23 protein-coding genes and 1 pseudogene are annotated in these 23,958 nt (G+C 53.8%); 12 read left to right on the top strand and 12 right to left on the bottom strand.

The features are described from left to right. The first annotated feature begins 117 nt into the window (after window positions 1-117). On the top strand, window positions 118-825 hold the full coding sequence (locus Q31b_RS16960) for a Crp/Fnr family transcriptional regulator (protein ID WP_146600831.1): 708 nt from the start codon (window positions 118-120) through the stop codon (window positions 823-825). A gap of 1 nt (window position 826) precedes the next feature. Here the strand turns inward: Q31b_RS16960 and Q31b_RS16955 are convergent, their stop codons facing one another. After that, on the bottom strand, window positions 827-1,696 hold the full coding sequence (locus tag Q31b_RS16955) for a glycosyltransferase family 2 protein (protein ID WP_231617638.1): 870 nt from the start codon (window positions 1,694-1,696) through the stop codon (window positions 827-829). Between the two features lie 225 nt (window positions 1,697-1,921). Further along, window positions 1,922-2,278, bottom strand: coding sequence for a zf-HC2 domain-containing protein (locus Q31b_RS16950; RefSeq protein ID WP_146600830.1), 357 nt, complete (start codon window positions 2,276-2,278; stop codon window positions 1,922-1,924). 245 nt (window positions 2,279-2,523) lie between these two features. Between Q31b_RS16950 and nrtS the strand changes: the two genes are divergently transcribed. Beyond that, window positions 2,524-2,799 carry a nitrate/nitrite transporter NrtS gene (gene nrtS / locus Q31b_RS16945; RefSeq protein ID WP_146600829.1) on the top strand — a complete coding sequence of 92 codons (276 nt, stop codon included), beginning with the start codon at window positions 2,524-2,526 and terminating at the stop codon, window positions 2,797-2,799. Window positions 2,800-2,882: 83 nt separating this feature from the next. Next, complete coding sequence (locus Q31b_RS16940) at window positions 2,883-3,782, top strand: DUF547 domain-containing protein (RefSeq protein ID WP_231617637.1); 900 nt, start codon at window positions 2,883-2,885, stop codon at window positions 3,780-3,782. 269 nt (window positions 3,783-4,051) lie between these two features. Here the strand turns inward: Q31b_RS16940 and Q31b_RS16935 are convergent. The 5 genes and pseudogenes from Q31b_RS16935 to Q31b_RS16915 all read right to left on the bottom strand — a co-directional run. Beyond that, a pseudogene (locus tag Q31b_RS16935) lies at window positions 4,052-4,353 on the bottom strand (efflux RND transporter permease subunit); the annotation flags it as partial. A 162-nt stretch (window positions 4,354-4,515) separates the two neighbouring features. After that, the gene (locus Q31b_RS16930) at window positions 4,516-7,572 is read right to left on the bottom strand and encodes an efflux RND transporter permease subunit (protein ID WP_146600826.1); all 3,057 of its coding nucleotides are present in this window, start codon (window positions 7,570-7,572) and stop codon (window positions 4,516-4,518) included. A gap of 217 nt (window positions 7,573-7,789) precedes the next feature. After that, a complete protein-coding gene (locus tag Q31b_RS16925) occupies window positions 7,790-9,175 on the bottom strand; it encodes an efflux RND transporter periplasmic adaptor subunit (RefSeq protein ID WP_146600825.1) in 1,386 nt (461 codons plus the stop codon). Window positions 9,176-9,499: 324 nt separating this feature from the next. Continuing rightward, window positions 9,500-10,054 carry a TetR/AcrR family transcriptional regulator gene (locus Q31b_RS16920; RefSeq protein WP_146600824.1) on the bottom strand — a complete coding sequence of 185 codons (555 nt, stop codon included), beginning with the start codon at window positions 10,052-10,054 and terminating at the stop codon, window positions 9,500-9,502. A gap of 293 nt (window positions 10,055-10,347) precedes the next feature. Continuing rightward, on the bottom strand, window positions 10,348-10,653 hold the full coding sequence (locus tag Q31b_RS16915) for an IS4 family transposase (protein ID WP_231617666.1): 306 nt from the start codon (window positions 10,651-10,653) through the stop codon (window positions 10,348-10,350). A gap of 22 nt (window positions 10,654-10,675) precedes the next feature. On the opposite strand from Q31b_RS16915, the gene Q31b_RS29670 reads away from it, so the two are divergent. Beyond that, window positions 10,676-10,840, top strand: coding sequence for a cyclic nucleotide-binding domain-containing protein (locus Q31b_RS29670; protein ID WP_390622331.1), 165 nt, complete (start codon window positions 10,676-10,678; stop codon window positions 10,838-10,840). Between the two features lie 107 nt (window positions 10,841-10,947). Here the strand turns inward: Q31b_RS29670 and Q31b_RS16900 are convergent, their stop codons facing one another. Next, a complete protein-coding gene (locus Q31b_RS16900; protein WP_146600822.1) occupies window positions 10,948-11,949 on the bottom strand; it encodes a hypothetical protein in 1,002 nt (333 codons plus the stop codon). 201 nt (window positions 11,950-12,150) lie between these two features. Next, window positions 12,151-12,414 (bottom strand): hypothetical protein, encoded by a 264-nt coding sequence (locus Q31b_RS29075; protein WP_231617636.1) that lies wholly within the window; start codon window positions 12,412-12,414, stop codon window positions 12,151-12,153. A 109-nt stretch (window positions 12,415-12,523) separates the two neighbouring features. Between Q31b_RS29075 and Q31b_RS16895 the strand changes: the two genes are divergently transcribed. The 5 genes from Q31b_RS16895 to Q31b_RS16880 all read left to right on the top strand — a co-directional run bounded on the left by Q31b_RS16895 (window position 12,524) and on the right by Q31b_RS16880 (window position 17,704). Continuing rightward, window positions 12,524-13,297, top strand: a complete 774-nt coding sequence (locus Q31b_RS16895; protein ID WP_197171701.1) for a TVP38/TMEM64 family protein — start codon at window positions 12,524-12,526, stop codon at window positions 13,295-13,297. 227 nt (window positions 13,298-13,524) lie between these two features. Next, a complete protein-coding gene (locus Q31b_RS16890; protein ID WP_146600991.1) occupies window positions 13,525-15,057 on the top strand; it encodes a mercuric reductase in 1,533 nt (510 codons plus the stop codon). Window positions 15,058-15,141: 84 nt separating this feature from the next. After that, complete coding sequence (locus Q31b_RS29805; RefSeq protein ID WP_231617634.1) at window positions 15,142-15,387, top strand: hypothetical protein; 246 nt, start codon at window positions 15,142-15,144, stop codon at window positions 15,385-15,387. A 3-nt stretch (window positions 15,388-15,390) separates the two neighbouring features. After that, window positions 15,391-16,494, top strand: coding sequence for an NADP-specific glutamate dehydrogenase (gdhA, locus tag Q31b_RS16885; protein ID WP_231617633.1), 1,104 nt, complete (start codon window positions 15,391-15,393; stop codon window positions 16,492-16,494). 94 nt (window positions 16,495-16,588) lie between these two features. Further along, window positions 16,589-17,704, top strand: a complete 1,116-nt coding sequence (locus Q31b_RS16880) for a CBASS cGAMP-activated phospholipase (protein ID WP_197171699.1) — start codon at window positions 16,589-16,591, stop codon at window positions 17,702-17,704. On the opposite strand, the gene Q31b_RS16875 is transcribed toward Q31b_RS16880, so the two are convergent. The 3 genes from Q31b_RS16875 to Q31b_RS16865 form a co-directional block, all read right to left on the bottom strand. Further along, window positions 17,657-19,348: a hypothetical protein gene (locus Q31b_RS16875; RefSeq protein ID WP_146600820.1), complete on the bottom strand. Its 1,692-nt coding sequence runs from the start codon at window positions 19,346-19,348 to the stop codon at window positions 17,657-17,659. The two genes, Q31b_RS16880 and Q31b_RS16875, sit on opposite strands and share 48 nt — an antisense overlap. Window positions 19,349-19,371: 23 nt before the next feature. Then, complete coding sequence (locus tag Q31b_RS16870; RefSeq protein ID WP_146600819.1) at window positions 19,372-19,923, bottom strand: hypothetical protein; 552 nt, start codon at window positions 19,921-19,923, stop codon at window positions 19,372-19,374. A gap of 99 nt (window positions 19,924-20,022) precedes the next feature. Next, entirely contained in the window at window positions 20,023-20,886 is an 864-nt protein-coding gene (locus tag Q31b_RS16865; protein WP_146600818.1) for a DUF547 domain-containing protein, read from the bottom strand. A 277-nt stretch (window positions 20,887-21,163) separates the two neighbouring features. On the opposite strand from Q31b_RS16865, the gene Q31b_RS16860 reads away from it, so the two are divergent. The 3 genes from Q31b_RS16860 to arsS all read left to right on the top strand — a co-directional run bounded on the left by Q31b_RS16860 (window position 21,164) and on the right by arsS (window position 23,923). Further along, window positions 21,164-21,457 carry a hypothetical protein gene (locus Q31b_RS16860; RefSeq protein WP_146600817.1) on the top strand — a complete coding sequence of 98 codons (294 nt, stop codon included), beginning with the start codon at window positions 21,164-21,166 and terminating at the stop codon, window positions 21,455-21,457. A 156-nt stretch (window positions 21,458-21,613) separates the two neighbouring features. Then, a complete protein-coding gene (locus Q31b_RS16855; protein WP_146600816.1) occupies window positions 21,614-22,789 on the top strand; it encodes a methyltransferase domain-containing protein in 1,176 nt (391 codons plus the stop codon). 87 nt (window positions 22,790-22,876) lie between these two features. Further along, window positions 22,877-23,923, top strand: coding sequence for an arsenosugar biosynthesis radical SAM (seleno)protein ArsS (gene arsS / locus Q31b_RS16850; RefSeq protein WP_146600815.1), 1,047 nt, complete (start codon window positions 22,877-22,879; stop codon window positions 23,921-23,923). Window positions 23,924-23,958: the final 35 nt, after the last annotated feature.

The following is a 23,958-nucleotide window of genomic DNA, read 5'->3' as shown; positions in this document are numbered from 1 at the left end:
GTAGCGATTCTTCTTGTAAGGAATAGCACACTGGCCCGTCTACCGGGCAGATTCGCGAGCAAACGGGCATGATGTATGCCGGCTGCGCGACTCTTCCGTGGTGGAGAGGGGAATGGTGTGCCTCAACAAGTCTGGCATTTGAAGAACAACGAGCTATTCAGAAAATTGCAACCGGAACAGTTGGAACGCCTGGAATCACGCAGTCGTTCGCGATCCTTTCCCGCACACAGTCCGGTGTACCTGCCGAGTCAGTCCGCCGAAAGTGTGTTCTTGCTGGCGAGTGGCCTAGTGAAGGTTTGCAATCTGACGAACGACGGCAAGCAGTCGATCTTGGCGTTTGTTGAACCTGGAGAGCTATTCGGCGAGTTGGCAATCTTTGACTCTGAGCAAAGAGACGAGTATGTCGAAGCGGTCGAAAAATCAACGGTTGTGATGATCCCCGCCAGCGAGGTGCAAGCATTGTTGGCTGCGAACCATGATGTTTCCATTGCACTTACAAAAATGATCGGGCTGCGTCGCCATCGTGTTGAGCGACGATTGAAGAATCTGCTTTTTCTCTCCAATCGAGACCGCTTGGTTCACCTGTTGCTCGACCTAGCGGAGCAGTTTGGCGTTTGCGATTCCGAAGGGATACATCTGCGGATCAAATTGGCTCATCAGGAAATCGCTAACTTGATGGGAAGTACTCGCGAAACGGTCACGATACTGCTCGGGCAATTGAAATCCGAGGGGATGGTCGATGTTGGCCGGCAACGGATTGTCTTGGTTCAAGCGGAACAACTAGCGATGTCAGTACACCGGAAAGCGCCAAGTCTGAACTCGTAGCCTAGGGTTCCAGCTTGGGTACTGTATTCCCAGGCTGGAAGCCTAGGCTACGTCGGCGCATCAGCCCGTACTTCGCGATCGTATAGAGAATCTTGTACCCTGCCTTGATCGTGCCACTGACGGTGCCGCTGATCTTGCTGGTGCCAACTCTTGTTCGATAAGGGACGGGAATTTCAAGGAAACGCAGCCCAATCCTTGCCGCTTTGATCTGCATCTCGATCGTCCATCCAAAGTTCTCGTCTTGCATTTGCAGTTCGCAAAGTCGACTGTAGTTGATCGCTCGAAAAGGCCCCAAGTCGGTGTAGCGAACGCCGAAAAACCCACGCATCAGAAAGCACGCGAGCTTGTTTCCAAAAACACTTTGAGGAGGCATTGCTCCCGGCTCCCGCTCGCCAAGCAAGCGTGAACCGAGAACGAAATCTGCGGTGCCGCTTGCAAGCGGGCCGACCAAGAGCGGTAGTAGATCAGAGTGATCGCTGTAGTCGGCGTCGACGAATGCAACAACTTTGGGAGCCGCTTGCCCCGCATTGATCAGCTCACGAAGCTTCGCCAACCCACGTAGGCATGCAGCTCCGTACCCGCGTTGCGACTCTGGGACAACGATCCCACCTGCCTGCTCTGCAACGAAAGCGGTGTCGTCCGTACAACCATTGTCGACCACGATGACTCCGGCGACGCAGGGCAAGTCACGCAAGACGAGGCCGATCGACTTTTCTTCGTTGAGTGCTGGAATGACAACCCAAACCGAGTCTCGGATATAGCCGTCAACGTCGATTGTTTTTTCAGCTTCGGTCAAGTGGACCGGTTGTGTTCCATTGCACATCTCTTCATCGTCGCATGAATGCAGCTTTGCGTCTGTGAGGTCAATCACATTCGCGGGCGGAATTCTTTTGCCGAACCGTATGCAGGCTCACGAAGTTGTGCGTTGCTGTTGGACGATTTGAGTCGCAAGGATCAATTGCAAGATTTGTGAGGAATCGACGGGCATCTCTATTGACGAGCTTTGGTCTTGTCAAATCGCTTTCGCTTTTCACGGCGGAAAGAGTCAATCAATCGCAATTGCTCAGACAACAACGTTTGCAACCAACACCATCGATCAACAGAACCACCAGGTCATCCAAACCGGACACTGCTGAAGGTGAGAAGTAAATGCCTGTTGTTGGTCTGGTGTCAATTGTCCCATCGCAAACTGCTGCATGGACGCTTGGACTGCGCTGCACGTCACGCCACCGAAGTTGAACTCTCGAAGCTGTTCTCGGTGAGCCGGTGAATTGGCTGATCCACCGAAGTTCCAAACGCCCAAGCCTAGCACTGCCATCACAACGATTGGAGCGCCAATGCGAACAATGGACTTACGTCGACGATCGGCGTTAAGCCGATTCCGCAAATCGCCGATGGTGCCTGGCGTGCATTCCTCCCAACTTGAATGAGCTTCAATATTTTGGCGGACCATGGACTCGTTCCTCTATTCATTGTGGAGGTGAACGTAGCCTGGGTTTCTAGCCTGGGTTTAGTGCGGTCCCAGGCAGGAAGCCTAGGCTACGTGATTGCATGTCTCTATCGTCGCCTCGCATCTGCCAAGCGTCTGTGTTGAATCTCACATGGCCTGGTTTTTATTTGCTGATCGACGATTCTGTAAGGAAAGCGTGACTCTTGCGTCGTCATTCCGTAGGATCACGCAATTCATAAAGCTCACGCATGAACTCTCCCATTGAAACACTCAAACAGTCAACCAGAAGCTCTAACACGAGCAATTGGATTCAACTCGCCTGCAACCCGTCCGTCGTCAGACGCGGAGTTGTGTATAGCTTGGTCGTTGGAACCCTGTTGGCCATCATCAATCAAGGTGATGTGATCATGCAGGGACGTCTGACTTGGTGGCACGGCTTGAAGATTGCTCTGACGTACCTCGTTCCCTACGCCGTCTCGACGCTTTCGAGTGTCGGAGCGATGCAAACTTCTGTAAGGAGTTGACCACTTCGGCGTCTCCTCTGGCACCTAGGGGAGCGACGAGTGTTGCTTCCAGTCAGCACGAAACCCCAGTCAGTATGCCCATCATGGAAATCGCGAATAACCAACCCGCAGGACGCTCAATCCCCAACAAGCGGCGCACAGTGATTCTAACCTGCGTTTCTCTATTGCTGGTCACTGCGGGAACCTTCGCTTGGCTCAATTTGGGAGCAATCGAGCGATCGTTGATTGGGTTGTTCGGACCACCTCAAGTCGATCTACGCGAAGCGTATTCCGCCAACGCCGCTGGACCAACCATGGATCATTCGTCATTTGACTCGCTGCTCAAGAAGCATGTCGACGACGATGGCTGGGTTGACTACGAAGGGCTGAAAGGGGAGGAATTGAAACTAGACAGATACCTCCAGTCTGTGGCCGCCGCACCGTTTGATGAAATGGGGCGAGACGAAAAGCTGGCTTTACTCATCAATGGCTACAACGCATCGACGTTGAAGCTGATCCTCGATCACATGCCAATCGACTCGATCCAAGGCATCTCCGAAGCGGATCGCTGGGACGCAGTGCGATGGAATATCGGTGGCAACCAGTGGAGCTTGAACCAAATTGAACACGAACAAATCCGACCCAAGTTCGCCGAGCCTCGTGTGCATTTCGCGTTGGTTTGCGCCGCCATCGGTTGTCCGCCACTGCGAAACGAAGCCTACGACGCGACTCGCGTCAACGATCAACTTCAAGACCAAACCGAGTACGTCCATGAGCATCAGACCTGGTTTGCGTTTGCTCCAGATTCAGGAGAGTTGCAACTGACAAAGCTCTACAGTTGGTACGGCGGCGACTTTGAACAAGCAACTGGAAGCGTATCCGCCTTCGCTGCAAGATATTCACCGGCACTGAAGCAGGCGATCGAATCCGGAGTCGCTTCGTCACCCTCATGGTTGCCATACGACTGGAAGCTGAACAGTCGAAAGAATAAGCAACCGCGATAGTCGCGAGGCATGCCATCTTCTGCGATGGACGTCGATTCTATTACGGTCGTATTGATGACGTCAGGGAGGCTCCTACCGCCATGACGTAGCCTAGGCTTCTAGCCTGGGAACCACAGCACCCCCAGGCTGGAAGCCTAGGCTACGTTCAGTCGAGGCGAACGATGTCGCTTTTTGCGAACAAGAAGCGTGGAACAGCCAACTTCATCGCCGAATAGAGTTGCCACCTCTGCCCGCGAGATCAATCACATTCTTGCCGTGAAACGAATCGCCTAAGATGGCATGCCGGACAACTTGGCGATGATAAAAAAACAACTGGTGCGAGGATTAGCACGAGTACGGTTCCGAAAATCAGTCCGAAGCTAAGACTGGTCGCCATCGGGATCAAGACTTGAGCTTGGCGTGATGTTTCCAGTAAGATCGGGAGCATGCCGCCGATCGTCGTGAGCGACGTTAGCAGCACGGGGCGACATCGCCTGCGACCGGTGTCGATGATGGCATCATTGAGTGACAGTCCATCGCCCAAGCGGCGGTTGATGAAGTCGATCAAGACGATTGAATCGTTGACGACGATAAAGAACCATTGATCCTGCCGCAGACGATAGACGGAATTTACAAACTTGCGCAGAAAAAACCAAGACTCGTCAAAAAGCCGACTGATCATTGTGACGATCTGCGATCCTTTGTGAATAACGGGAAGTGCTTGCGAGCGAGGTTCGTCGCCGTTACGGATCGATCACGCTTTGTTTTCGTCTGATTTGATTCGGAACATCAAAACGTAAAACAGCGGCACGACAAGCAGCGTCAAAATCGTCGACCCGATTAAGCCCGAGGCAACGGTGACTGCCATTCCCTTATAGAACGGATCCCAAATCAACGGCAACATACCAAGCACCGTCGTCCCAGACGCCATGACCACCGGTCGCAATCGACTCACCCCCGCATCGAGCACCGCCGTGTAGGGCGTGGTGCCGCTGGCCTTGTTCGCTTCCACTTCGTCAATCAGCACGATCGCATTCTTGATCAACATCCCGCTCAAACCAAGGTATCCCAGAATCGACATGAACCCGAACGGAAGCCCTGTCAGCAACAGCCCGGTTGTGACGCCCACGGTAATCATGGGAAGACACAAGAAGATGATGATCGGTTGGCGAAGATCGTTAAACAGGACGATCAAAATGACGAACATCCCGCCTAGACAAATAGGGAACATTGCCGCCAGCGGTTCCGTTCCATTCGCAGATGCCTCGAATTCACCGCCCCATTCCAGTTCGTAGCCTGCGGGCAAATCCATCTGCTCGATGCGCGGCATTACCTTTTTCAGCAACACCGATGCCAGTCCGCTTTGCGGGTTGCACTGTGCCGTGATTTCCCGTTCGCGGTGACGGCGGTGAATCAATGAGTCTTGCCAAGTGGATTCGCGAGACCAGTCCGACACGACCACATCGAGCGGCACGGATTCATTGTGAAGCAGGCTCCACGTGTAAATCTGCCTCGCATCCTGATAGGTATCGCTTTCCTCGCTATTGGATCGAAGAATCATCGGCAGCAGATCGTTTCCCTCACGATAAACGCCAACCACTTGCCCTCCGAAGTTCAGTCGCAACGCCTGGGCGAGATCGTTTCGAGTCAAACCGGTTTGACGTGCGGCTGCCTCCGAGAAATCGGGTCGCAACACGGTCGTCCGGTTCCGCCAATTGTCTCGAACGACGCCAGCCCCTTCTTCTCGCATGATGCTTTTTGCCTGTTCCGATAAACCACGCAACACTTCCGCGTCCGGACCTCGAAAGCGGGCCTCAATCGCATAGTCATACGGCGGCCCGTCCTTCCATCGCTCCACTACATACTCCGCGTCCGCGAACTCGGCATCCAAGTAGTCGTTGAGACGCTCCAGCACATCGTACATGTTTTCAAGTTTGTCGACCGACACAATCAGACTTCCAAAGCTTGCGTTGATGTCTTCCGGTGTGTACGTCAAGATGAATCTCAACGTTCCTTGGCCAATGAAGGCGGAAACTCGTTCAACCGAAGGCTCCTCGCTGAGGTGAGCTTCAATCTTCCGAATCGAGTCCGATGTGTGCGTGATGTGAGTTCCCTGCGGACGAAACAGCTTGACCGTGAACAACGGTTGGTTCGACTCGGGAAAGAAAAAACTTGGGACGTAGCCAAACGCGATCACTGCTGCGATGACAGCCCCCAAGATAACGGCAAGTGTTGCCGGCCAATAGCGAATAATGCGATCGAGAACGCGACGATAAAGGCGAAAGAACGGCATGTCATAGGGGTCAACGTCTGCACTCGAATCGGAAGACGCTTTCAGCATCCAAACGCAGAGCATTGGGGTGATCGTAACTGCGGTTAGCCAACTGATCATCAGCGAGCTGGCAAGCACCCAAAACAGCGAGACACAAAACTCACCGACGTTGCCTGGAGCAAGCCCAATCGCTGCAAAGGCTAACGCGGCGATAAACGTAGCACCCAGCAGCGGCCACTGAGTCTGTTGCACCGTTTCAATCGCAGCCGTCTCGTGATCGACGCCTCGTTTGAGTCGAACCAATACGCCTTCCACTACGACGATGGCGTTGTCAACGAGCATTCCCAGCGCCAACACCAAAGCCCCAAGTGATATCTTCTGTAACGTGATTTCGGCAAGCCACATGTAGATAAACGTGGCGAGAATAGTCAGAACGAGAACGATTCCGATCAGTAACCCGCTGCGCCATCCCATGAAAATCAGCAGCAGTGCAATCACAATCAACACCGATTCAATCAGATTGATCATGAAATCGTTGACGGCAACATTCACGGTGGCCCCTTGGTCGTAGAGAATCTCTACATTGACACCCGCCGGTCGCATCGACTGAAGCTCATCCAATCGGGCTTTGACCGAGTTTCCCATCACGACGGCGTTACCACCGGCAACGGTCGAGATCCCCATGCCGATCGCGGGTCGTCCGTTGAATCGCATGATCGACACGGGTGGATCCAAATATCCACGGCGAACTTCCGCAATGTCCCTCAGCCGCATGCCCGCGCCGGTCACGGGTGAGACGATCAGCAAATCACCGATGCGTTCTTCGGAATTGAACTCGCCCGTCGGTTCAATGCGAACATAGTTCTCGCCGACCATAACGTTCCCCGATGGTTGGACGATGTTCTGGGATTGCAGTAGTTGGAGTACCACCTGTGGCGAAATCCCAAGTTTAGCAATCCGAGCCTGAGCTACCTCGATGTAGATCACCTCAGGCTGTGTCCCCGAAAATGAGATCTTTGCCACGTCGTCGCATCGCAGCAATTGCTTTTTCAGCGATTCACCGTACTCCTTCAGATCTTCATACGAGTAGCCTTCACCGGTGATCGCGTAAAACAGTCCATAGACATCACCGAAGTCGTCATTCACAATCGACGGGCCGGCGCCGCTCGGTAACTCTGCCTGAGCATCGTTGACTTTTCGCCGCAGCTTGTCCCAGATTTGCTGCAACTCTTTTTCGCCCTGGTATTTTTCCTTCATATCGGCGTGGATGATCGAAAGCCCATCCTGTGATGTCGAGTGAATCTCGTCCAATTCGCCAAGCGACTGTACCGCCTCCTCCAATACATCGGTAACTTCCTGTTCAACCTGCTCAGAGGAAGCCCCAGGGTAAGGAGTCACGATGACGGATGTCTTGATCACAAAGTCGGGGAACTCCAGTCGGCCAAGATGAAGGTAGGAGTTAATCCCCATCCCAATGACAAGCAAGGTCAACACCAACGTAGTCGTTCGGTTCTTGAGTGCGATTTTTGCGGGGTTCATTGCGAGTACTTCAGGTCAATTCACTCAAAGGACATCGACCCAGCGTGGTGTAGGCTTGGAAATTTGAAATAGAGATTAGACGGACGACGGCATGCAATTGTGTTGCGATATTCTTGGTTTTCTGTTCTGTGGCCAACGGCCTTTTTCAACATAGCCAGGGGCTACGTTAAAAATGGCCTTTGGCCAAGAAGACGCCTGTTGCCAAACGTCCCTTAGTTCACTGAACCACCGCAACCGCCGTGGAAGATTGACTTTTTTCCTGCTCTCGTACGCTCACCTCTGCACCATCGTGCAAAAACGAGGCACCACCGGTAACGACCTTTTCACCCGGCAATAATCCCTCGGTAACCGCTTGCCGGATTCCGTCGACCAGCTTGCCCAATCGAATCATGCGCCGGTGAACCGTATTCCCCTCAAGTACCCAAACGAATCGGGACGCGGAGTGCTGGCTCTGCACAGCAGCCACAGGGACCGTCACGACCGCGTCGCTCGTTGCGCCTCCCGCCAGCGACGGAAGTGTTACATCAGCAATCATGCCCGGAAAAATGTTCACATCCGTGGGAGCGAGCATCGAAAAAGTAACCAAGTAGGTGCGGGTCGCGGAATCCGCTTCGGTATTGATTTCCTTGAATTGAGCTGACCATGACTGCTGGGGGATCGCGACCAATCGCACTTCGACGTCGACCGGATTGTCAATCGAACGATGCACAATTTCCTTTTCAGGCAAAGCCACATCGATCTCTAGCGTTGAAACATTGTGCATCGCTAAAACGACTTCCGAAGGGCCAACTTGTTCGTGGTTTTCGATCGACTGGCGGGTAATGATCCCATCAAACGGGGCTCGCAGAACCGTGTCTTGCTGTTGGTCTCGCGCGATCTTCAGTTGCGTTTCCATGATCCGAATGCTGGCTTCCTTGGCAGCGATGTCTTCTTGTCGAGCGCCGGCTTTTGCCTTCCGGAACTCTTGTTTCAACGCACGAAGCTCTGCCTCGGTGGAAAGCAACTCACTTTGAGAGCCATCAAATTCTGTCTGGGAAACTGCGTTCTGGTTCAACAAGCTTTGATTGCGCACAAAGACGGCTCGCAAATAACGATCGCGTGACTCCGCTGCATCAATTCGTGCTTGCAGAGCAAGTAGATCTTCTTCACGAGCACCTTTCCGCATGGCGGCTAATTCGGCCTCAGCCGACTGAAGTGTCGCGGTGGCGGCAGCGACTGCGTTGTCAAAGTCTCTGGGGTCAATCCTCATCAACACATCGCCGCGTTTTACGTGATCGCCTGGCTTCACATTGACCTCAACCAATGGACCACCAACGCGAAAAGCAAGATCGACCGACGCAGCCGCCCGAATGGATCCAGGATACGTTGTGACGGCCGCGAACGTTTCCGATCCGACCTCAACCACATCCACGGCATGAGGTTGCCGTGTTTCGGTCAGGGCAACCCCCTCCGCGTTTGCCGATCGACTCGATCCAGCGTACCCGTCGCTCACCCCAGCGAACCATTGAAAGGCAAGTGAGCCGATGCCGATCACGGTCATCGCGGAAACGAGCTTCCATCGTCGCTGAATGAAGCATCCAAGTTTTGTGTTTTGTAATTTCATTTTGTACGTCTGTCAATGTCGTCGAATGCCAACGAAGTGCTGGCGGGTCGTGTTCTTTATCGTAGTGGAGCTTGTTAATGCTCCTTTGCTTACCTTAAGGCGGCTTCGCCGCAACCAATACAAGCATGACGCGCAAGCGAGTGCGTCCGTATGTGTTTCGATGGAACGAACACACTCGCTTGCGCTTCGTGCTTGTATTGTGTATTGATCGTGTCGGAATCACATCAAACCGCGTGCTAACCGATGTAGTGGAGCTTGTTAAACCTCCTTTGCGCCGTCGGATCTTTAACAAGATTCACTGCAGATTGTTACTTGTGTCAGGTGCTATCGCTCAGGCTTCTGCAACCCACCCAAGCAAAACTTGAGAGTCGTCTTAACGAGTTCTTTCACCGGCAAGGGTTCGTCTTGTGCGACGTAAACTTCACAGAGTTCACAAATCGCTCCAAACAGCAACGTTGCATGAATCGTTGGATCGCAACTGCGAAAGACACCTTCTGTAATCCCTTGGTGAATGATCTTTGCCAGACGCGGAATGCCTCGCGAACGCGGCGGCTCGCTCGTCTTGTCGCCAATGTTCTCAGCAAAGAGGAAGTCGAACAGCCCGCGATTGGTCTCCAGATAGGCAAAGACAAAACCGAGTGTCTGACGAAGCTTGTCGACTGCCGCCACCTCCGATGCCAAGATCGTATCAAACTGAGAATCCATGGGATCAACCGTTTTCTCGTAAACGAAAACCAGCAAATCCTCTTTATTCTCGAAGTAGTTGTAGAGGCTCCCTTTGGAAACGCCCGCTTGTTCGGCAACGCGATCCATCGTTGTCGCCGCCAGCCCCTCATTGGTCAGAACTTGGACCGCCGCCTCATAGATACCTTGCTTCATGGCATCCCGGCGTCGTTCGGAAAGGCTCCTCTTCTCCACTGCTGTAAATCTCCCAAAAATCTTCCGTACTGGAACTGGATCAAACCTGCCAGCCACCGACAGGGGAACGGGACAGCAACAAATGTGACTCTCCAGTCCAGTTTTTGACCATGCGGTCAACTTGGCAAGGGCGAACACGAAAAAAAGCAGTGAAAGCGACGATTTGCCGCAGGCTTCTGGGTGCAGAACACTGACTACGCGGCGACGCCGCTTTTCGTAGTGGACGAGGCCACGAGCTGTTGATCACCCACAAGTCATTGGTCAGGTCCGAAGGCTCGCCAGCACATTGCAAAGTCTAGCATGCGGCGAGTGCCGCGCCAGATCACTTCGGCTCCTGGAGGACCATCGCCTTGGCGGTCATTGTAGCCGCCCAGGGTGGCTAGCACGGGGATGAACCTCGACAAGGTTGGAGCCTGCTTCGGTGGATCTTCGTTTTCGACCACCTTCCACACCGACTTCCATTCCGCTTCGCTGAACACCACGTCGCACGGAAGATCTGGACACTCGCGTCCCAGGAATGTCACGAACATGATCCGCCAAGCAATCACCTTGTAGAACATCAACGCGCGGATCCGCCGATCCTTGGCGTTTGTTGAACCTGGAGAGCTATTCGGCGAGTTGGCAATCTTTGACTCTGAGCAAAGAGACGAGTATGTCGAAGCAGTCGAGAAATCTACAGTTGTAATGATCCCCGTCATCGACCCGGACGTGTTGACCGGTTATCCATCTCGCCTCGTCACCGAGTAAGTACTCAATAACTCCGGAGATGTCATCGGGATGACCGAGTCGTTTGAACGGAGACAGTCTTGCTAGCTGTCACAGTTTCGTCCGTAAAATTGAGCTGAAATAGGTTGCTACTGATTACCAATAGTGGTTCGCATTAGAACCAGATTGTCATGCACGAGATTCGATGACCAAATGAATTGCGCATCCGAATCAGGTGCGTCAAACAAGTCTGTGAAATTAGTGTACGCCGGTTTGTTATCGACTCCGACAAAATCGTTGGTATAGGTAACTGCGTTCGGCCAACCACTATCGTCAAAGTCAGAAGCGGCCCAGTTTTCAGGAATCGGCCAGTGAGCCGCGAAATAGTTGGTTCCGTCTGCCGTGTCTTCGGTACTGCATTTCGAGCTGTCCCGAATGGTTCCCTTGCGAACCAGACATTCCTTCGTCTTGAGGGGTGCCGTGTAAAACGTTTGTGCTTTCCAGTTCGCATCGGTCACCGAAACGGTTTCGTCTGCTGCGTCTTTGACAACCGCTACCAATCCGGCGTCCCCTTGGTGAAACGGAGCACCTTTGAATTTCTCAAAACCCAGTCCCAGACGTTCCTCCCAATCGACGCCCATGATCCCAATGGTGAACGGTCGCTGCGTCCTGAAACGAATCACGCTACTGTTAAACGGCGTCATGGGAACGGCATCGACCGCCAACAGTTTGCCATTCACGGAGAACTCGAAATAGTTGTCGCCAAAAACGTAAGCCGTGAATACCTCGTCGCCGCCGGCGTCGATCACCGGAATCGCTTCCAGCTCAACGTCGGCAATGCCCTCAGGCTCGACCCCGTTTGCTTCGTTGTACAGGTCCGCCGCTTTGGTCGCCGCGTGGAAATGCGTCTTGGCAGGCACCGTCCACTCAGCCCCATCTGCCGACTTGATCGTTCCAACATTTGCCGTACGTGGATTGTTTCCCTTCCATTGGTAAAGCATGGTAATGCCCGACTGAGCTTCACCCTGTGTAAACGAAGGCTGAACGGGCGTAGCGTCCCGTTCTTGCGCGTCGGCAATTGGAGGGGTTGCCGCGATGACGCCGAGCAGAACTGAAGTCGCGACCGCGATCGAGAAAGACTGACGATTCATGAATTCACCCTAACGGACAAGTCGTAATATGAAGAGTTTTTTGGTCGATGCAGATTTTACGGAATCAGAGAATTCCGAGTACGTATCCATAGAATGACCAAAGAACATAAGCTACCGACGCTACGTCAGCCGTCAGCGACTCGCCGATTGCACCTGTGGTAGGGATTTCAAATACAGGCGTCTTAGATTGGTCATGCGTTCTTACTCTTGAGAGACAGTCGTAGCGACCATGCCACCGAGGAAATGGGGATCAAGCACAGAGACGAACCGCGAGCCTTTGAATGACCACAAACTGATCCAATCCGCCTGCAGGCTTATCCAATCTGAGCGTTCTGGCGTGGCATCAAGTCCGGTTGCTTGGGCAAACGAACAGCCAACGGTCTTGCTAGCGGAGGAAGTCGCATTCGCAATAGCAACTCCAGGCTGCGCGATATTCCCCGAGAATTCTACTCGTAGAAGCAGCATCTTGCTGTAAGGAGTCTGGACTTTCAACGTCACCCTTACGCAACGCCCGCTTCGAAACGAGTGCGGCGGAGCGTTCTGGGCGGTAAACATCTATAAATACGGAAAACCAATGACCACTGAGATTGAACAACCACGCGAGAACAGCAAGTCCGGGATGGCGAAGAAGGCTGGCGTCTTTCTAGTTGTCGCCGCCATTATTCTGGTTGCGTACACGCAATTCGGTGATCTGCTGAGTCTTGAAACTCTTGCAAAGCAGGAGTCTGAGCTGCGGGCGTTCCAAGCCGACCACCCGGTTTTAGTTTACGGCGCAGCGTTCCTCGTTTATGTCGTTGTGACTGGGCTTTCGTTGCCCGGTGCCGCCGTGCTGACACTTGTTTACGGATGGTATTTCGGGTTGCTTCGAGGTGTTGTGTTAGTCAGTTTTGCATCGACCGCCGGGGCGACAATGGCGTTCTTGCTAAGTCGATTCTTGTTTTGCGACGCGATTCAAAAGCGGTTTGGCGATCGTCTGCAAAGCTTCAATCAATCGTTGGAGAAAGAAGGCCCGTTCTTTCTGTTCACAATGCGGCTGATTCCGGCAGTGCCGTTCTTCGTGATCAACGCCGTAATGGGTCTAACACCGATCCGTACTCGAACGTTCTGGTGGGTTAGCCAACTGGGCATGCTTGCTGGTACCACTGTTTATGTTTACGCAGGATCCAGCGTTCCCGATCTGCAAACGCTCGCTGACAAAGGCATCGGTGCTGTCTTTACTCCAAGTCAGCTCACGCAAATTGTGATTGCCTTTGTGTTACTCGGTGTCTTCCCGCTGATCGTACGATTTGCGATGAAGTTCATCCGTCGTGCAAAAGCACAGCCAGCAGCCGAAAATCCAGCGGTGTAGCTTGCTTCATTCCTCAAGGCGGCTTCGCCGCAAAAAACGTAGCCTAGGCTTCCAGTCTGGGACCACGACACAACCCAGGCTGGAAGCCTAGGCTACGGCCAAATTACCCCAGAACAACATTAATCGCGGCGATAACTGATATAGAATCACTTGCTTCAGAAAGCTCAGGTATGAACTCTCCCATCGAAACTCTCAAACAATCATTCAAAATCGAAAGCGATACGTCGATGTCATCCGAACTTGTCCAGCTTCAACCAAACGACGAACACAATCAGAAACTCGAAGCGAACGTCCACCCACCCCAGTGGACCAATCCAACACCGAGTCGCCCCTACCATCTGGTAGTGATTGGCGGCGGAACCGCGGGTCTTGTGACGGCAGCCGGGGCGGCGGGACTGGGCGCACGCGTCGCGCTGGTCGAACGAGAATTGATGGGAGGCGATTGCCTGAACGTAGGCTGCGTTCCATCAAAGGGGATCATTAGTGCGGCGAGAGTCGCAGTGGGGGCAAAAGACGCCAGCGAATTCGGAATTGACGTGCCAGAGGTTTACGTCGATTTCGCCGCGGTAATGCAGCGGATGAGAAAGCTGCGTGCTGGGATTAGTCATAACGACTCCGCGAGTCGGTTCCGCGATCTCGGCGTCGATGTCTTCTTTGGCCAAGCCAGTTTTCTCGATTCCAACACGATCGAGGTGGGTGGCAGCGAACTCCGTTTCAAACGGGCGGTCATCGCCAGCGGTGCTCGCGCGGCCGCGCCGCCCATTGCTGGCCTGAATGACATTGAATATCTGACTAACGAGTCGGTGTTCTCGTTAACAGAATTGCCTCGCCGGTTGGGGATCATTGGAGCGGGGCCAATCGGTTGTGAAATGGCGCAATCGTTCGCCCAACTTGGCTCGGAGGTTTTTCTGGTGGAATCGGAGCACGGCATCATGCCACGTGAGGATCGTGAAGCCGCCGAAATCGTTCAAAAGGAGATGGTGCGTAACGGAGTGAAATTGCTCTGCTGCGGTCGTAACCTCGTCATCAAGAACGAAGGTGGGATCCGGCTGACCGTCGAGTCTCATGGAAAGAGCTACGACGAGCCCGTAGACCAACTGCTGGTTGCAGTGGGACGAGCACCGAACGTTGAAGACTTGAATTTGGAAGCTGTCGGTGTTGATTTCGACAAGAAGGGCGTCAAGGTCAACGACAACTTGCAGACCACGAATCCGCGTATCTACGCTGCCGGCGACGTTTGCTCAAAGTACCAATTCACGCATGCGGCTGACTTCATGGCCCGCATCGTGATCCAGAATGCTCTATTTGCAGTCGGACCGTTCGGCAAGAAGAAGGCCAGCGATTTGGTGATTCCTTGGGCGACCTATACGTCCCCTGAGATCGCTCATGTTGGCATGTACGAAAACGAAGCCGAGGAAGCAGGAATCGAAGTCGACACCTACGTCCAACACTTCAGCGACATCGACCGAGCGATTCTAGAAGGCCAAGACGACGGGTTCGTGAAAGTTCACACCAAGAAGGGGACCGATCAGATCATTGGCGCAACCATCGTTGCTGAGAACGCGGGTGACATGATTTCCGAAATCACGGTCGCCATGACGGGTGGACTGGGACTCGGCAAGATCGGCAGCGCCATTCACCCCTATCCAACTCAAGCCGAAGCGATCCGCAAGCTGGGCGACCAGTTCAGCCGTACGAAGCTAACGCCGCTGAGCAAGAAAATTCTCGGGCTGCTTCAACGACTCAATGTCGGCAGCTAATACGCATCCTCAATCACTGAACGCCAATTCGGAATCATGGTTAAACTCTTTGAATACACTCAAACACAAACTCGGAAAAGCAAAATGTGGAATGAACCCTGCAAAGAAACGGAATGCTTCATGAGCGGACTCGAACGGCGGAATCCAGGTGAACTGGAGTTTCACCAAGCAGTACGGGAGTTTACCGAAACCGTCATGCCGTTCGTTCAGGAAAACCGAAAGTACAAGGATGCTCAAATACTCGAACGCATGACGGAGCCGGACCGAATCGTCATTTTTCGTGTTGCGTGGGAAGACGAGAAAGGCAACATTCGAGCCAACCGAGCGTGACGCGTGCAATTTAATAACTCCATCGGACCGCACAAGGGCGGCATGCGGTTTGACCCTGACGTGACGTTGAGCGTCCTCAAATTCCTCGGCTTTGAACAAGTATTCAAGAACAGCCTGACCGGGCTGCCGATGGGCGGCGCAAAGGGGGGAGCCAATTTTAACCCGAAGGGCAAGAGTGATCGCGAGGTCATGCGATTCTGCCAGTCGCTGATGACTGAACTTCATCGCCATATCGGTGAGGACACGGACGTTCCAGCCGGAGACATCGGAGTCGGTGGCCGCGAAATCAGCTACCTGTTTGGGCAGTACAAACGACTCGAAAATCGTTTTGTGGGAAGCCTAACCGGCAAGGGATTGACCTTCGGCGGCAGTCTCGTGCGAACCGAGGCCACCGGTTATGGTTGCGTCTACTTCTGCGAGAACATGCTCAATCACGCAGGCGATAGCCTCCAGGGCAAGACGTGCGTTGTCTCTGGTTCGGGTAACGTAGCGATCTACACGGCTGAGAATGCGATCGAACTGGGAGCAAAAGTCGTCACTCTTTCCGACTCATCCGGTTTCGTTCACGACCCGGATGGCATTGATGCCGAAAAACTCGTGTTCATCAAGAGCCTGAAGGAAGTTGACCGCGGTCGGATTTCTGAATATGCCGATCACTTCAGCCGAGCCAAGTTTTATGCTGGTCAGCGGCCCTGGAGTGTTTCATGCGAAGTCGCGTTTCCATGTGCGACACAGAACGAACTGAGCCTTGACGACGCGAAAACGCTCATCGGCAACGGCGTCCTCGCAGTGGCCGAAGGGGCAAACATGCCGACCGAATTGGCGGGCGCTCACGCCTTCGTGAACTCCAAAGTTCTCTTTGGTCCCGCCAAAGCAGCCAATGCCGGTGGTGTTGCCGTATCGGGACTAGAACAAAGTCAGAACGCATTGCGACTGTCATGGCCCCGTGAGGACGTGGACACGAAGCTCAAGTCCATTATGAGCGATATTCACCAGAAATGCGTTAAACATGGACAGGCAAATGGTTACGTGAATTATGTCCGTGGGGCCAACATCGCTGGCTTCATCAAAGTCGCCGACGCGATGTTGGCGTATGGTGTCGTTTGACCAAATGCATTGGCGACTTTCTCGAATCTGTTCAATCACATCCACGACACACCGCTCGCTTTTCCGCCCGCCAATAAATTGTCGTAACACAACCATGGCACGTTTTCAGATTCTATCGTTGGCCGGAGGCGGCATTCGCGGTGCTTTCATCACATCGTTTTTGAATGACCTCGAACAGAGACTTGGTCGCCCGATGGCCGAATCGTTTGATTTGATCGCGGGTACTTCGACCGGAGGAATCATTGCGGCTGGATTGGCGATGGGGCTCCCGGCCTCGAAGATGCACGATTTCTATGTGCGACACGGCGCGGGAATCTTCTCAGCAAGACCACCCTATCGTGGCAAGGGGCTGATGCGATTCCTTTTCCCTTCAGCAAACTGGGTATTCAAGCGCAAGACAGGCAGCGGACTCGACGCGGCCTTTCGTTCTCGCTATTGCCCGCATGCGCTGCAAGAAGCGTTCGACGAAGGGTTCGGCGAATCGACCCTGAAGTCGGTCGAGTTCACACGCCTTGTCATTCCCTCGGTCAACCTAACCAAAGGTGAACCCCATGTCTTTCGCTCACGGCATCTGCCCAAAGGCGTGCGAGACCAGGATTTCAAGATTTCGGATGTGGTCATTGCCGCGACCGCTGCTCCTACCTATTTTCCACACCGACAAATTGGGGACTGCAGCTACGTGGATGGAGGTGTTTGGGCGGCCGATCCAAGCATGCTGGCCGTAGCAGAAGCGATGCGAATTCAGCAATTCGGTGGATGCGAACTCGACAAGACGTGCTTTAGCACCGACGACGTTCCTCTCCTTTCCGTTTGCACAGGTTTGGCCGAATATTCATTGACGCCTCCTGACTCTGATGCAGGCACATTGATTTGGGCACCGCGCATCGCTGATTTGATGGGCATGGCGCAGGTTCAAGGGATCCATCTGCCTTTGAGATTTTTGCTCGGCGATCGCTATCGGCATATCAATTTTAGGATGGCAGAAAAGTTCGGGCTCGCCGATGTCCAGCACATCCCCGAACTTTTTCGTCTCGGTTCAGCGCGGGCTGTCGAAGCTTTTGACACGATTAATGAAGAATTCTTCCAGCACAAACGCGTTCAATTCGAGCCATTCACCACCACGGACGGAGAAATCAACCTAGATGAGTTTGGGGATCGTAGCCTAGGCTTCCAGCCTGGGTACTATTTTTTTCCCAGGCTGGAAGCCTAGGCTACGCCACATCAAAACAACGAACCAAGGCGCGAACTCGATCCAAGTGATGATGAAGTCATAGAAGGCGACTCCCGTGTATCGTGTTCCTAGCACCGCCGTCGTTGGGAAATGGTAGTCCAGCCAAAACCGCAGATAGTAAATGGGAACGAGTCCACTGACGGCGAGCCACGCGCGGCCTCGGGCAAACGGCAACAGAGGCAAAGCCCAGGTCCAATACCACGGATTCAATGTCGGGCAAAGCAGCCAAAACCAGGCGATCGTCAGGAATGCCGCTTCACAAAAATGCGCAGAATCCTTTGCCGCGGTTCGCCAAGCGAGAGTGATCGCGAAGATAAAGAAGATAGCCGCGGTCATTGCACGCGCTATCATGAACGGGGCTTCGCTAGGATCAATGTCGAAACCCGCGGCAACCGAATCCACCATCGTGACGCGAACCGACTCGGGAATCACGGTGAACCAGGCGGTTTCATGGGGACCGCGCCCGGCGGTCGGCTTTATGTTCTCGATGATGATAAGGAATAGAAAATCGTTCATTTCCCAACGTCGAAGGAACGTCACCACGCCGAGACTGGGATCATGAACTTGCTCTCGATCCGAGACAGATCTTTCACCTGGAAGCATTGCTGATAGTAGTACCGCCGTCGTCACAGCAAATGCCACAGTCGGTGCGACGGTGAAACGCCAGCCTAATTTTCTCGCGAGGGAGAAAAAGACGAGCGGGGCGAGGATGATGGGGTAGAGCTTCGCACCGACCGCCAACGCGAGCACAATACTCGCCAGCACGGCGTAGCCTAGGCTTCTAGCCTGGGTCTTTTTGTTCCCAGGCTGGAAGCCTAGGCTCCGGACGACTAGGTACAAACCGAGCGTGGTCAAGAACACTGCGATGGCGTCCAAATGCCCACTGTTGGCAACCTCTTTCATGAGTAGCGGACACCACGCATAGATCACACAAAGTCCGATCGGTTTTGCGCATCGACGAAGGAGTCCAATCACGACGAATAGCGTCGCGATGTCGAACCCGATCAACCACGCCTTCATGATGAACACTCGCGTCATCACGGACGACGAATGTGGTGTTGTGAGATTGGCTGCTGCAAACACGGTTTGACTGGTCGGCGGATAGATCGTCGGCAGTTCAGGGAAATGCACACGATTCAAGATTTCTGCGAGTGCCGGATCATCGTCTCGCATCTTGGCCAATCGCGACAGATCCTCATCCTCGTTTGACGCTAGGTCGACAGAGCTCACTTGCCCAGGACTGTAACGAAACGGACTCACGCCGGCGGTGCTGACGGCTCCGTCCCAAAGGTAGCGATAGATATCGACTTCCTGGATGGGCAGCGAGAACAGCATCACCACGCGGAACACGATCGCCGATCCGATCACCAGTCTCAACATCCGCGCACTATGTCGCGTCCGCCATGCGATCCGGATCGCACCCAAATAGATCGCGAACGCGACTGCAAACAGGCAAAGGACTGCGATGATGGGCCGGTCCGTCGTCACGCTGTCAAAATCGAACTGCCAGCTCAATACCGCGATGATTCCATAGACGCAGATCGACAGACCAGCAAGTGCCGCCAGCAAGCCAACGCCTGTGTTTGGCTCAATCTCTTCATTGTGCGTCGAGTCTTCCGCCACATTCGTGCTCTGCGTTTAGTAGCCTAGGCTTCCAGCCTGGGTTTGATCGGCTCCCAGGCGAACTGGAAACAAGTGAAGTGTTCGTCCCCGTAATTGAATTCATCCGCTTTGGGATGCGAGGAATCGCGATACCCGCCCACGCCAAGGGTTTGAAGTATCTGGTTGTAGGCTTGCAGCTCGACCGGAATCCCGAACACACTCAGTTCCAAGTAAGCCAGTGTTCCATCGCTGGGAACGTGATCTCGCAATTGTGACAGCGGAACACCTTGACGCATTGGCAGCGATACGGCTGCAAGATCGTCCGATTGCCGACGTCGAATACGAATTTTGTCGTACTTTCCCCAAACCGTCTTCCCGGTCTCGTTATCGACCAGCCGCGAACCCAGCACTCCCGGAATCACGATCACTGGATTGCGTTCATAGTCTGGCCGCTGGGCAAGCGGGTTGTAGATCGCAGCGAGCGACGCGTTGGGTGTTTGAGCCACACAACTTGGTCCATGAGCGAACCAAGCAGTGATGGCGATCACTACCCAGGCAGCACGAATTGCATTGTCTTTTGTTTTAGGACGCAACATCGAGGTCATCCTTGACCAAATGAAGGGGACTGTAGCCTAGGCTTCCAGCCTGGGTTTCGCGGGGTTCCCAGGCTAGAAGCCTAGGCTACGTTTTGTGCATCAGTGGCGCGCTGTTCGAGCGGATGCCTGGTCGTTCAAGCCCCAGTCGTAATCGAGATGGGAGACTGATACCGAGTTCGCGATCGCTGCATCGTAGGCTTCGCGTGATGGCAAGTAGGGTGCAATTGTGCGGAGCTGGGCGGCTTGGTCGCGACCGAAATCTTCGCCGAACCAGTCAAGGATCGACGAGAGCTGGAACTTGCGGCCCGCTGCGTCGTGTTGAAAGTTGCCTGGGTTGGCAAAGAAGACTTTTGTGTTTGCGGTTAGCTGAGCATCCAGCTTCTCGGCCGTATAGGCTTCGGACAACAGTCGCGGACAACTACGTGAGGCACAAACGATGGCGAAGTGAATTCGTGGCTCGCCCATCTTTCGCAACACTTCATGTTCCATCTGGTTCAGAGAGTACGGCTTTCCGCCAACCGTTAACAGCAGGTCGTCCCAAATGTTGTAGCCAATCAGTTTCGCGGTGTGATTGCGAATGCTGGTCGTGGGATACTCACGGAGAATTCCATGTACCGTCACTGCGTTATAGGCGTTGATCCAAAAAGCGAGTTTGGCCGACTGGCTCGCCTGTGCGTTCGGGTTTGCTGACGAAAGGTGTCCCAAAAACGCTTCAAGTGCCTGTAAGTCCGCAGCGGACTGTTTCCACGCCGCGTAATTGACGTTTCCGTTCTCATCAACGTACCGGTTTAGCAAGGCATCCCAATTGCATGGGTCGATCTGGTCCATCGAAACTTGCTGATTCGCAGGCACACTGGCGCCAACGGTAACCTTTGGCCCGGCCAAACACGGGTGAGTCGACAGCAGCGTAAGGGCACCAGCGGCCAACGCGATCATGGTGTAAGAGGCAAAGGGTTTTCTCATTGGGAGTCTCCGTTCGTTCATTGAGGCAACTGAAAAGAATGGCTTCCGCTACGCCATTCGCTATTCAATGGCCATCGGAATGCATTTTCCGCCCAAGAGTCGCATTTGCAGACGGACGTGTCTGTGAGTCTCAATACAATTGCCGGTGAAACGACAAGTTGCTCCATTGCTAACAGACATTTCGCCGATTGAACTACAACTGATCCGGAACCGTGTCCGCCATGAATTCGTCCGGTGCGAACGCAACCAACTCAGGGTCTTGCCACGAAGGGATAAAATGAAACGATTGAAGAGTCGTCGATGTGGCTGGCTGATAGGTGTACCTGTCTGTGCAGCCGCATTCGCATGTGGTTTCGTCGTGTGGTCGCTGCTTTTGCCCCAAGTACCGGCTGTCACGGCGGAGCCCTTTTCAACGGACGCGGACGTCGACCTGATCTACAAACATCACGAGCCGGTCGGTTGGGTGTTTGGTCGGGTGGTCGGTTTTCAAGGCGCAGACAAGCCCATGCTCCCGCAGCGATCGTATCCGCCAATGACTGGTGCACCATTAGCCCGTTCTGCGAACCGCTAGAATCGCATTGTCTGGTGTTGTGGCGACGCAAAGTGACTACGAAAAACTTTTCTTGATTTCTGTAAGTTTCTTGTAGGTCAACCGTCTTCCCTTGCGAACTGCCTCGCGTTTCTCAGTGCGGCAAACACAACTCGCATCCGAAAGGAAGTCGGTCCTATGAAACTAGCCTTGTCCAGCGATCAACAAGTCGCCGAGTCGTCGGTCTACCAGCGGTACGCCGCTGCCGCTCAAGCCGTCGAACCTGCGCTTTGCTGCCCGGTCGAATATTCGACCGACTTGCTGAAGGTGATCCCCGAAGAAATCATCGAACGAGATTATGGATGCGGCGATCCCACGCCCTTCGTTCGCTCAGGCGAAACAGTGCTGGATTTGGGTAGCGGAGGTGGCAAATTGTGTTACATCGCTGCCCAAGTTGTTGGTCCCGAAGGGCGTGTAATCGGTGTCGATTGCAACCGTGAAATGCTGGGACTCGCTCGCAAGCACGCGCCGGCAGTGGCCAAGCAACTCGGCTACGCAAACGTAGACTTTCGGTATGGCCTGATTCAGGATTTGGCTCTCGATCTGGATCAACTTGCTGGAGAATTGTCAGAACACCCTGTGAACGATCCGGCTGGCTATCTGGCTCTTCGCCACACCGAGGAACGTTTACGTCGCGAGCAACCACTTGTCTCTGACGATTCAGTCGACTGCGTTTTGTCGAATTGCGTTCTGAATCTGGTGCGGCAGCAGGACCGCCGACAATTGTTCGCTGAAATCTTTCGCGTCTTGCGTCGCGGAGGCCGCGCGGCGATCAGCGATATTGTGAGTGACGAGAGTGTTCCGGAGCGATTGCAACAAGACCCGGAGCTTTGGTCTGGATGTATCACCGGCGCGTTTCGCGAAGATGAGTTTTTGAAAGCGTTCGAGGACGCAGGCTTTCACGGAATCGAGATTGTCAAACGACAAGCTGAGCCATGGCGGACTGTCGAGGGAATCGAATTCCGCAGCGTGACGGTCGTTGCGCACAAAGGAAAGCAAGGTCCTTGCTTGGAACGCGGGCAAGCGGTGTCGTATCGCGGCCCATTCAAGAAAGTTCAGGATGACGACGGTCACACCTATTCTCGGGGCGAGCGGATGGCCGTTTGTGACAAGACGTTCCAACTGCTTCAGCAAGAGCCTTACGCAGAGATGTTCGACGCAATCGAGCCACGCGAGATGGTTCCACTGGAAGACGCGAAGCCATTCGATTGTAGGCGTAATGCGCGACGACATCCAAGAGAGACGAAGGGTCTCGAATACCACGCGACGACGGACGCCGTCGATGGTTGTAGCGACGATGGCCCGTGCTGCTAGCGAACGTAGCCTAGGTTTCCAGCCTGGGTATTCTAAACATAATCAATCGTCCCAGGCTGGAAGCCTAGGCTACGCAATGGAACCAACATGCAATTATCTCTTCTACGACAAAAAAGCGAACTCGCCAATGCAGCCATGCAGCGAGAAATACTCGAAGGCGAGACGACGCCTCGACAGCCGTACTTCGATCAGCAATTACGAACGAGCGGATTGTCGCCGCTTCGCGCCACCGGCATCGAGGTCTTGCAGATCAATGTTGGCAAACTGTGCAATCAAACCTGCACGCATTGCCACGTGGATGCGGGTCCGGATCGCCGTGAGAGCATGACGCGCGAAACCACCGAAGCCATCATTGAAGTGCTGGGAAACAACGACATTCCGACGCTGGACATTACCGGTGGTGCACCGGAGATGAATCCCAATTTCCGTTGGCTTGTCGAGCAAGCTCACAAGCTTGGACGCCGCGTGATCGACCGTTGCAATCTGACGATCCTGATGGCCAATGGCTTCAAGGATCTTCCCGAATTCCTTGCCAGGCATGACGTCGAAGTGGTTGCTTCGTTGCCCTGCTATTTGGAAGAAAACTGTGATAGCCAACGTGGCGATGGAGTTTTCAAACGCTCGATCAATGCGCTGCAGCGGCTCAATGCACTTGGCTACGGGCATCCGGGTTCAGGGCGAAAGTTGACTCTCGTTTACAACCCGACTGGAATCTCGTTGCCACCTTCGCAAGACAAACTCGAATCGACGTTTCGTGACGAGCTGAAATCGCGATACGACATTGTCTTTTCGGAACTGCACACGATCACCAATCTGCCCATCAGCCGGTTCCTCGATGATCTGCTTCGTAACGATCAGCTCGACGAATACATGCAGAAACTGATCGACAGCTTCAACCCGGTTACTGTCGAGGGTGTCATGTGTCGCACAATGGTCTCGGTCGATTGGCAAGGAAAATTGTTCGATTGCGATTTCAATCAGATGTTGCACATGGGATTGCCTGCGAACGTTTCGCAACACATTTCTGACTTCGATCCCGCCAGACTTAGCGACCGAGTGATCCAAACCGGCCGACATTGCTTCGGCTGCACGGCCGGATGCGGGTCTGGATGTCAGGGAGCGGTCGTAGCCTAGGCTTCCAGCCTGGTGGCACATTTTTCACTCGTCCC

The sequence above is a fragment of the Novipirellula aureliae genome, from assembly GCF_007860185.1.
Taxonomy (GTDB): Bacteria; Planctomycetota; Planctomycetia; order Pirellulales; family Pirellulaceae; genus Novipirellula_A; species Novipirellula_A aureliae.
This window is presented reverse-complemented; position numbering and strand designations above follow the sequence as displayed.

What these genes read in the sequence shown, in the direction of transcription:
- arsS (WP_146600815.1), top strand. Translation starts at nt 22,877, where the DNA reads ATGCAATTATCTCTTCTACGACAAAAAAGCGAACTCGCCAATGCAGCC.
- Q31b_RS16870 (WP_146600819.1), bottom strand. Translation starts at nt 19,923, where the DNA reads ATGTTGCGTCCTAAAACAAAAGACAATGCAATTCGTGCTGCCTGGGTA.
- Q31b_RS16950 (WP_146600830.1), bottom strand. Translation starts at nt 2,278, where the DNA reads ATGGTCCGCCAAAATATTGAAGCTCATTCAAGTTGGGAGGAATGCACG.
- Q31b_RS16860 (WP_146600817.1), top strand. Translation starts at nt 21,164, where the DNA reads ATGAAACGATTGAAGAGTCGTCGATGTGGCTGGCTGATAGGTGTACCT.
- nrtS (WP_146600829.1), top strand. Translation starts at nt 2,524, where the DNA reads ATGAACTCTCCCATTGAAACACTCAAACAGTCAACCAGAAGCTCTAAC.
- Q31b_RS16865 (WP_146600818.1), bottom strand. Translation starts at nt 20,886, where the DNA reads ATGAGAAAACCCTTTGCCTCTTACACCATGATCGCGTTGGCCGCTGGT.
- Q31b_RS16915 (WP_231617666.1), bottom strand. Translation starts at nt 10,653, where the DNA reads ATGTTCTACAAGGTGATTGCTTGGCGGATCATGTTCGTGACATTCCTG.
- Q31b_RS29805 (WP_231617634.1), top strand. Translation starts at nt 15,142, where the DNA reads ATGTGGAATGAACCCTGCAAAGAAACGGAATGCTTCATGAGCGGACTC.
- Q31b_RS16925 (WP_146600825.1), bottom strand. Translation starts at nt 9,175, where the DNA reads ATGAAATTACAAAACACAAAACTTGGATGCTTCATTCAGCGACGATGG.
- Q31b_RS16880 (WP_197171699.1), top strand. Translation starts at nt 16,589, where the DNA reads ATGGCACGTTTTCAGATTCTATCGTTGGCCGGAGGCGGCATTCGCGGT.
- Q31b_RS16930 (WP_146600826.1), bottom strand. Translation starts at nt 7,572, where the DNA reads ATGAACCCCGCAAAAATCGCACTCAAGAACCGAACGACTACGTTGGTG.
- Q31b_RS16920 (WP_146600824.1), bottom strand. Translation starts at nt 10,054, where the DNA reads ATGAAGCAAGGTATCTATGAGGCGGCGGTCCAAGTTCTGACCAATGAG.
- Q31b_RS16890 (WP_146600991.1), top strand. Translation starts at nt 13,525, where the DNA reads ATGTCATCCGAACTTGTCCAGCTTCAACCAAACGACGAACACAATCAG.
- Q31b_RS16900 (WP_146600822.1), bottom strand. Translation starts at nt 11,949, where the DNA reads ATGAATCGTCAGTCTTTCTCGATCGCGGTCGCGACTTCAGTTCTGCTC.
- Q31b_RS16895 (WP_197171701.1), top strand. Translation starts at nt 12,524, where the DNA reads ATGACCACTGAGATTGAACAACCACGCGAGAACAGCAAGTCCGGGATG.
- Q31b_RS29075 (WP_231617636.1), bottom strand. Translation starts at nt 12,414, where the DNA reads ATGCTGCTTCTACGAGTAGAATTCTCGGGGAATATCGCGCAGCCTGGA.
- Q31b_RS16940 (WP_231617637.1), top strand. Translation starts at nt 2,883, where the DNA reads ATGGAAATCGCGAATAACCAACCCGCAGGACGCTCAATCCCCAACAAG.
- Q31b_RS16855 (WP_146600816.1), top strand. Translation starts at nt 21,614, where the DNA reads ATGAAACTAGCCTTGTCCAGCGATCAACAAGTCGCCGAGTCGTCGGTC.